The organism is Bradyrhizobium sp. (assembly GCF_017881085.1).
GTDB lineage: Bacteria > Pseudomonadota > Alphaproteobacteria > Rhizobiales > Xanthobacteraceae > Bradyrhizobium.
The window spans coordinates 1-7,029 of sequence record NZ_JADGRI010000288.1; the positions used below are offsets into that span (position 1 = coordinate 1).

Annotated in this window: 7 protein-coding genes and 1 pseudogene; 5 read left to right on the forward strand and 3 right to left on the reverse strand. The window is 64.9% G+C overall.

The window, feature by feature from the left end; genetic code table 11:
* The 4 genes from QZ213_RS22125 to QZ213_RS22140 all read left to right on the forward strand — a co-directional run.
* Positions 1-964, forward strand: a 964-nt coding sequence (locus QZ213_RS22125) for a class I fructose-bisphosphate aldolase (protein WP_291688225.1), incomplete at its 5' end; no start/stop codon positions are given.
* Position 965: 1 nt separating this feature from the next.
* On the forward strand, positions 966-1,643 hold the full coding sequence (locus QZ213_RS22130) for a thiamine phosphate synthase (RefSeq protein WP_291688226.1): 678 nt from the start codon (positions 966-968) through the stop codon (positions 1,641-1,643).
* 9 nt (positions 1,644-1,652) lie between these two features.
* Positions 1,653-2,735 (forward strand): tetratricopeptide repeat protein, encoded by a 1,083-nt coding sequence (locus QZ213_RS22135; protein WP_291688227.1) that lies wholly within the window; start codon positions 1,653-1,655, stop codon positions 2,733-2,735.
* 164 nt (positions 2,736-2,899) lie between these two features.
* Positions 2,900-3,694 (forward strand): inositol monophosphatase family protein, encoded by a 795-nt coding sequence (locus tag QZ213_RS22140; protein ID WP_291688228.1) that lies wholly within the window; start codon positions 2,900-2,902, stop codon positions 3,692-3,694.
* Positions 3,695-3,875: 181 nt separating this feature from the next.
* Here the strand turns inward: QZ213_RS22140 and QZ213_RS22145 are convergent, their stop codons facing one another.
* The 3 genes from QZ213_RS22145 to QZ213_RS22155 all read right to left on the reverse strand — a co-directional run bounded on the left by QZ213_RS22145 (position 3,876) and on the right by QZ213_RS22155 (position 6,612).
* A complete protein-coding gene (locus QZ213_RS22145; protein WP_291688229.1) occupies positions 3,876-4,568 on the reverse strand; it encodes a VOC family protein in 693 nt (230 codons plus the stop codon).
* A 209-nt stretch (positions 4,569-4,777) separates the two neighbouring features.
* Positions 4,778-5,803, reverse strand: a complete 1,026-nt coding sequence (locus QZ213_RS22150) for a cyclopropane-fatty-acyl-phospholipid synthase family protein (RefSeq protein ID WP_291688230.1) — start codon at positions 5,801-5,803, stop codon at positions 4,778-4,780.
* Positions 5,800-6,612: a DUF1295 domain-containing protein gene (locus QZ213_RS22155; protein ID WP_291688231.1), complete on the reverse strand. Its 813-nt coding sequence runs from the start codon at positions 6,610-6,612 to the stop codon at positions 5,800-5,802. Before QZ213_RS22155 ends, QZ213_RS22150 begins: the two co-directional genes overlap by 4 nt.
* Positions 6,613-6,793: 181 nt before the next feature.
* Between QZ213_RS22155 and QZ213_RS22160 the strand changes: the two are divergent.
* Positions 6,794-7,029, forward strand: a pseudogene (locus QZ213_RS22160) (flagellar motor protein MotA); the annotation flags it as partial.

Genomic DNA, 7,029 nt, shown 5'->3' on the forward strand with positions numbered 1-7,029 from the left:
CACCGGCACCATCAAGAAGCGCTTCGACGCCATCAACACGGCTTCGACCGAGGAGACGCGCCGCGACTATCGCGAGATGCTGTTCCGCTCCACCGAGGCGATGACCAAATACATCTCCGGCGTGATCCTCTACGACGAGACCATCTGGCAGAACGCAAAAGACGGCACGCCGCTGGTCAAGCTGATCGAGCAGTCCGGCGCGATCCCCGGCATCAAGGTCGACGAGGGAACGCAAGGCTTGCCTGAATGCCCCGGTGAACTCATCACCGTCGGGCTCGACAAGCTCGCCGAGCGCCTGAAGAAATACTACGAACGCGGCGCGCGGTTCGCGAAATGGCGCGCGGTGATCGATATCGGCAAGGGCGCCGGGGGCCATCCGATACCGACCATGACCGCGATCCACGTCAACGCCCACGCGCTGGCGCGCTACGCCGCGCTGTGCCAGGCCGCGCAGATCGTTCCGATCGTCGAGCCGGAAGTCCTGATGGATGGCGATCACGATATCGATCGCTGTTTTGAGGTGACGAGCCGCGTGCTCAACAAGACGTTTCAGGAATTGCGGGTTCAGCGCGTCGCGCTGGAAGGCATGATCCTGAAACCCAACATGGCCATATCGGGCAAGAAGTGCGCGAAACAGGCTTCGGTCGATGAGGTCGCCGAGAAAACCGTCCGGCTGTTGAAGGCTTGCGTTCCCGCCGCGGTGCCCGGCATCGCCTTCCTCTCCGGCGGACAATCCGACGAAGAGGCCACCGCGCATCTCGACGCCATGCACCGGATCGGCGGCCTGCCCTGGCGGCTCACTTTCTCCTACGGCCGCGCGCTGCAGGCGGCGCCGCAAAAGGCGTGGTCGGGCAAAGCCGAAAATGTCGCCGCGGGCCAGCGCGCCTTCACCCACCGCGCGCGGATGAATTCGCTGGCGACCAACGGCGAATGGAAGGCCGAGCTGGAAAAGAAGGCGGCATAGATTGGCCACTAAACCTGCTCCGCCGCGCCCCGTGCCGCGTCTCTATCTCGCGACATCCGAGGTGGACGATCCCTCGTCCCTGATCGCAAGCCTGCCCGGCCTGCTCGCGTCAGCCGATGTCGCGGCGGTGCTGGTGCGGCTGAAGCCTGTCGACCAGCGCACCATGATCTCGCGGGTCAAGGCGCTCGCACCCATCATCCAGGACAGCGGCGCGGCGCTGCTGCTGGACGGTCACGTCGAACTGGTCGCGCGTGGCGGCGCCGACGGCGCGCATCTGACCGGCATCGCGGCGCTCGAGGAAGCGCTGCCGTCGCTGAAGCCCGACCGCATCGCCGGCGTCGGCGGATTGGCGACGCGGCACGATTCGATGGCCGCAGGCGAACTGGGCGCGGATTACGTGCTGTTCGGCGAGCCCGATGCGAAGGGCCAGCGGCCGTCGGTCGAGGCCATCGCCGAGCGGCTCGGATGGTGGGCCGAGCTGTTCGAGCCGCCCTGCGTCGGCTTTGCGGCCTCGCGCGAGGAGGCTTACGAGTTCGCCGCGAACGGCGCGGATTTCGTTCTGGTCGGCGATTTCATCTGGGCCGATCCGCACGGCGCGGCGGCGGCGTTAAAGGACGTCGAGCAGGCGATCAGGCAGGCGCACGCGGCGTCCGGAAAAGCCAAAGCCGAACAGGGATAGCGCCGAAACATGCAGCGCCTGCGTCCCATATCGATTCTGCTGTGCTGCCTGATGTGGACGGCAAACGCCGCGGCGCAGATCTCGCTGACGCCTCCCGGTGCCGGGACGCAGCCCGACAAGCCGGCTGCAGCGCCGAAAGCCAAGCCGGCCGCGGTCGCCAAAAAGCCGCAAGCTCCGGCGGCAACACCGGCGGTAACCCCGGCACCGGCCGCAACCGTCACGCCCGCGCCCACCCCCGACGATCCCAATGTCGATCTGGTCTACGGCGCCTATCAGCGCGGCATGTACAAGACCTCGTTCGATCTCGCGAGCAAGCGCGCGGAGACCGGCGATCCCAAGGCGATGACCATGCTCGGCGAACTCTACGCCAATGCGCTGGGCGTCAAGCGCGACTATGCCAGGGCCGCCAATTGGTACAAGCGCGCCGCCGACGGCGGCGACCGCGAAGCGATGTTCGCGCTGGCCATGATGCGCCTGGCGGGCCGCGGCGGAGCGGCCAACCGCGAGGAGGCCGTGAAATTGCTGGCGTCCTCTGCCAAGCTCGGCAATCCGAAGGCGGCCTATAATCTGGCGCTGCTCTATCTCGACGGACAGACGCTGCCGCAGGACGTCAAACGCGCCGCCGAACTGCTTCGGCAAGCCGCCGATGCCGGCAACCCGGAAGCGCAATACGCGCTCGCGACGTTCTACAAGGAAGGCACCGGCGTGCCGAAGGACATCGAAAAGGCGGTCCGGCTGCTGCTGGCGGCCTCGCTGGCCGACAATGTCGACGCCGAGGTCGAATACGCCATCGCGCTCTTCAATGGCGCCGGCACGCCGAAGAACGAGGCCGCGGCGGTGGCGCTGTTGCGGAAGGCGGCCAGGCAAAACAGCCCGATCGCGCAAAACCGCCTCGCCCGCGTGCTGGTAACCGGCCAGGGCGCGCCGATGGACAAGGTCGAGGGCATAAAATGGCACCTGGTCGCCAAAACCGCCGGGAAAGGCGATCCCATGCTCGACGAGGCGCTGTCCCAGCTCAGCCCGGAGGACCGCGCCAAGGCGGAGGCCGGCGCGCGCAAATGGCTGGGCAATCCGGCCTTGACGGCACGATAACCGCAGGGCACCCACTGCTGTCTCACCTCTCCCGGGCGGGGAGAGGTCGGCGCGTCGCGCCGGGTGAGGGGCTGGAACCCGCACCGACACCGTAACCCCTCACCCCAACCCTCTCCCCAGAGGAGAGGGGGCGTACCTTCAACGCGGAAACACGCTGCGAGATCATGCTGCATTCAGCCCTTATCAACGTCATGGTCAAAGCCGCGCGCCGCGCCGGCCGCAGCCTCAAACGCGACCTCGGCGAGATCGAGAACCTTCAGGTGTCGCTGAAGGGTCCGGCCAATTTCGTCAGCCTCGCCGACAAGCGCGCCGAGCAGATGCTGCTGGAGGACCTCACCAAGGCGCGGCCGGGCTATGGCTTCGTCGGCGAGGAAGGCGGGATACGCGAAGGCCAGGACAAGACCCATACCTGGATCGTCGATCCGCTCGACGGCACCACCAATTTCCTGCACGGCATTCCGCAATTCGCGATTTCGATCGGCCTGCAGCGCGAGGCCACCATCATCGCCGGCGTGATCTACAATCCCGCCAATGACGAGCTCTATATCGCCGAGCGCGGCAAGGGCGCCTTCCTCAACGACCAGCGGCTGCGGGTGGCCGGCCGCCGCAAGCTCAGTGACTCCGTGATCGCCTGCGGCCTGCCGCATATGGGCCGCGGCGACCTCGAACTGTCGCGCGTCGAGATGAGCGAGATCCAGGCCAAGGTGGCCGGCCTGCGCCGATTCGGCGCCGCCTCGCTCGACATGGCCTTCGTCGCCGCCGGCCGCCTTGACGGCTATTGGGAACGTAACCTGCAACCCTGGGACATGGCGGCGGGCCAGATCATGGTGCGCGAAGCCGGCGGCACCGTAAGCGGCATCGAAGGCAACGACGATGCGCTCAAGAGCGGCAACGTGATCTGCGGCAACGAATTCATTCATGCCGAACTGGTGAAGATCCTGAAGCCGCTGGGGAAGTAGGCCTCGCCGCCGCCGGCGAGCCGCTCCGCAGGCAATGGTTCGCAAAGGTGGTTTGTCAGGTGCCGCCGGCGCGGCTCCGGGCGCCATTCAACGCCGCCTCGATCCAGACCTTGCGCATGGCGTCCTCCTTTGCGTTTTCGCGGAAACCGAAGCTTTGGTTCATCAGGCAGTGCGGATGTTATTAGTCTAGTTCGCGCGGACCGCCCGGTGTGTCGATCGTCGCGCGAATTTGAATCGCGGCGCCCGTCGAAATGGTGACGCGGGCGTCGGAAAACACCGGTGCAAGGGCCTGAGCCAAGCGAGCACCTTGCGGATGCACGATGGAAAGACTCCGGAGGCGGCAGCCGAGATCCGCCATCCGCGATGACGGATGTGGACCGGGTGGCCATTCAATCAGGGTGGGAAAGGCGCCATCGAACGGCAACGAACCATCCGATGGTACCGAGATCAGCCAGGACAACTCTCCGCGCGTGACGCGCACGGCTTCACCCCGCGCGCAATCGACCGCGCCTAGCGCGTGTTTCAGATCGGAAACGCGGGCCACCCAATTGACCAGCCGTGGCGAGTTCTGGAGACTTTCCCGCATCGCCGGATCGTCGAGGCCGAACCAGCGCGGTCGTTGCGGCGTGGCCGCGGGATCGGGCGCGATAAGCTCGAGAAAGGCCCCCTCTCCGATCCGCATGAGATGATTATGCGTGCCCATGACGGGGTGGGCTCCCCCGGCCGGAATCACCACCCCCAGCGCGCGCTCGATATGGGCCACCCCCTGTTCGAGCGTCAGCGCCGCGATGGTCAGATGATCGAAAATCAGCATGAACAACCCCCTGGCAGAGATAGATAATTGCAGGCTTTTGAAGATTCCTGTCTGCGCCATGGATGATTTCGATAGAAAACTGGGATTTCATCGGTGAGACCCGGAAAAGTTTCGACTGGGATATTAAGTCGAGAAAGTCAACATCGCACGAAGTCGTTCAATGGCTTTCGCTCAGAGACGTTTCAAAAGGCTGGCCGAGGGACGTACAGGGTTGGCTTCGCGGGTCGGCTTTTCCGATCAAAGCAAAAGCGGATATCAAGCATTCGCCGCTAAACTCTTCTCAGCCGGTAATGGCTGACGCCCCATTCGCTGCCGCCGGCGTAGCCGAACAGGCCTGATGTCGCGAGGAAGAACCAGCGCCAGCGCCGCATCCACAAGCTCGTGTCGCGGCCGTAGACGTCGCGAAGAACGGCCTCGATCTCGTCGCGATGGGAATCGAAATTGCCGAGCCAGCCGAGCGCGGTGCGCTGGTAATGCGCCCCGCTCCAGCGCCACTCCTTTTCGACCTCGAACAGATCGGCATATTGCCGGATCAGATGATGGCTGGGCATCACCCCGCCGGTAAAGAAATGCTGCGCGATCCAGTCGTCGCGGTCGGCGCGATCGAACAGATAGGCACCGGAGCGGTGGGTGAAGACATGCATGAAGAAGCGGCCGTCCGGCTTCAGCCATGACCGCACCCTTTTCAGCAGTTCGCGCCAGTTCATGATGTGCTCGAACATTTCCACCGACACGATGCGGTCGAACTGCGCTTTCGGATCGAACTCGTTCATGTCGGCCGTGACCACGCGGAGATTTGTCAATCCGCGCGCGGCGGCCTCATGCTCGATATATTCGCGCTGCGTGCGCGAATTCGACACCGCCAAGACCTGCGAATGCGGAAACTGCCGCGCCACCCACAGCGACAGCGAGCCCCAGCCGCAGCCGAGCTCGAGGATCGACTGGCCGTCGGCGAGTTCGGCGTGATCGACGGTCTGGCGCAGCGCCTCTTCTTCGGCCTCCTGCAGCGTGGATTCCGGCTCCTTGTAAAAGCAGGAGGAGTATTTGCGATTGGGGCCGAGCACCTTCGCAAAGAACGCCGCCGGCACCTCGTAGTGCTGGGCGTTGGCCTCCTCGGTGTGCTCGGCGATGGCGCGGGCCGCCATCTCGTCGGCAAAGGAGGCGTCGCTTTCGGCATTGCCGCTGGCTAGCCGCGTCGCGGTGCGCGAGCACAGCCGCTGCACCGCGGCGCGGATGACGAGGTCGGGCAGCGGCACCCGCTCGGCGGTGCCGATCATTCTGGAGACGACGCTCATGTGACCACTCCCTTGTGTGGTGGCAGCGGAAAGAACGCGCTGGTGCGCGCCTGGTAGTCCCGGTAGCGCTCGCCGCGCGACCGCAGCATCTGCTCTTCGAGCGGCGGGATGCCGGTGACATGGACCAGGATCCAGTACATGAAGAGCGGCGCCAGCAAGGTTGCCCAGCCCCATCCGTATTCCGGCGAGATCGCGATCACGGGATAGGCCAGCCAGCCCAGCCATTCGAAGAAATAATTGGGATGGCGCGACCAGCGCCATAGTCCGGCATCGCAGACCCGGCCCTTGCTGGCGGGGTCGTCGCGGAAACGCTTGAGCTGCGCGTCGGCCAGCGCTTCGCCGGCGATGCCCGCAAACAGGACCAGCGCGCCGAGATAATCCTGAAGCCGCAATACATCGGCGGGAAACCGCGCTGCCAGAAAAATCGCAAACACCAGCGGGATTGATCCGAGACCCTGATTTTGCAGAAAGATGAACATCTTGCGCGGCGCATCGGCGCCCCAGTCGCGGGCGAAGGCGGCATAGCGCGGATCGTCCGTGATCCGCAGCGTGCGCCGTGCGATGTGCACGCCGAGCCGCAGCGACCAGACCGCCACCAGCGCCGCGACCAGCCATTGCCGCGGGTTCGGCGCAGCGCCTGCGATCGGCCACAGCGCACTGCCAGCCCCGGTGAGCCCGACCGAAAACGTCCAGATGGTGTCGACCCAGCCAGAATTGCCGCTGCGCTGCTGGACCATCCAGGCGATCGCCATCAGCGCCGACAGCGACACCGCGATCCCGGCCAATGCCGTGAGATATCCAACCATCATGCAAGAAAATCCACTAACTGCCTCAGGCGCCGAAGATTTGTAAAATACGCACATCACCAAGCCGGGTTTCACGCCGAAGTTCCCTTTTCCGCCTCAATCGGACTGCAACTGGCTTTCATCCCGGGCGCGCTGTGCCATATTGGTGTCCCGAAACCGGCTGCTCGCAACGGATACATCGGCAATGCCCTCAGGCTCCTCTTCCCGCTCCGCGATGGAGATCGAACTCGCCAAACTGTCCTCGCCGCGGATTTTCCTGGTGCGGATGCTGGTGTTCCTGGTGCTGTGCGCGCTGGTCGCGGTCGTGCTCTACAAGCAGATCGTGCTGGCGTTTTTCGCCAATCCCGGCCTCAACGCGCTGATCGGCGCGGTGCTCTTCATCGGCACCATCCTGTCGTTCCGGCAGGTGATCCGGCTTTA

Excerpts from the sequence above, each read along its gene's own strand:
- QZ213_RS22140 (WP_291688228.1), top strand. The coding sequence starts at position 2,900 with ATGCTGCATTCAGCCCTTATCAACGTCATGGTCAAAGCCGCGCGCCGC.
- QZ213_RS22145 (WP_291688229.1), bottom strand. The coding sequence starts at position 4,568 with ATGGCGCAGACAGGAATCTTCAAAAGCCTGCAATTATCTATCTCTGCC.
- QZ213_RS22150 (WP_291688230.1), bottom strand. The coding sequence starts at position 5,803 with ATGAGCGTCGTCTCCAGAATGATCGGCACCGCCGAGCGGGTGCCGCTG.
- QZ213_RS22135 (WP_291688227.1), top strand. The coding sequence starts at position 1,653 with ATGCAGCGCCTGCGTCCCATATCGATTCTGCTGTGCTGCCTGATGTGG.
- QZ213_RS22155 (WP_291688231.1), bottom strand. The coding sequence starts at position 6,612 with ATGATGGTTGGATATCTCACGGCATTGGCCGGGATCGCGGTGTCGCTG.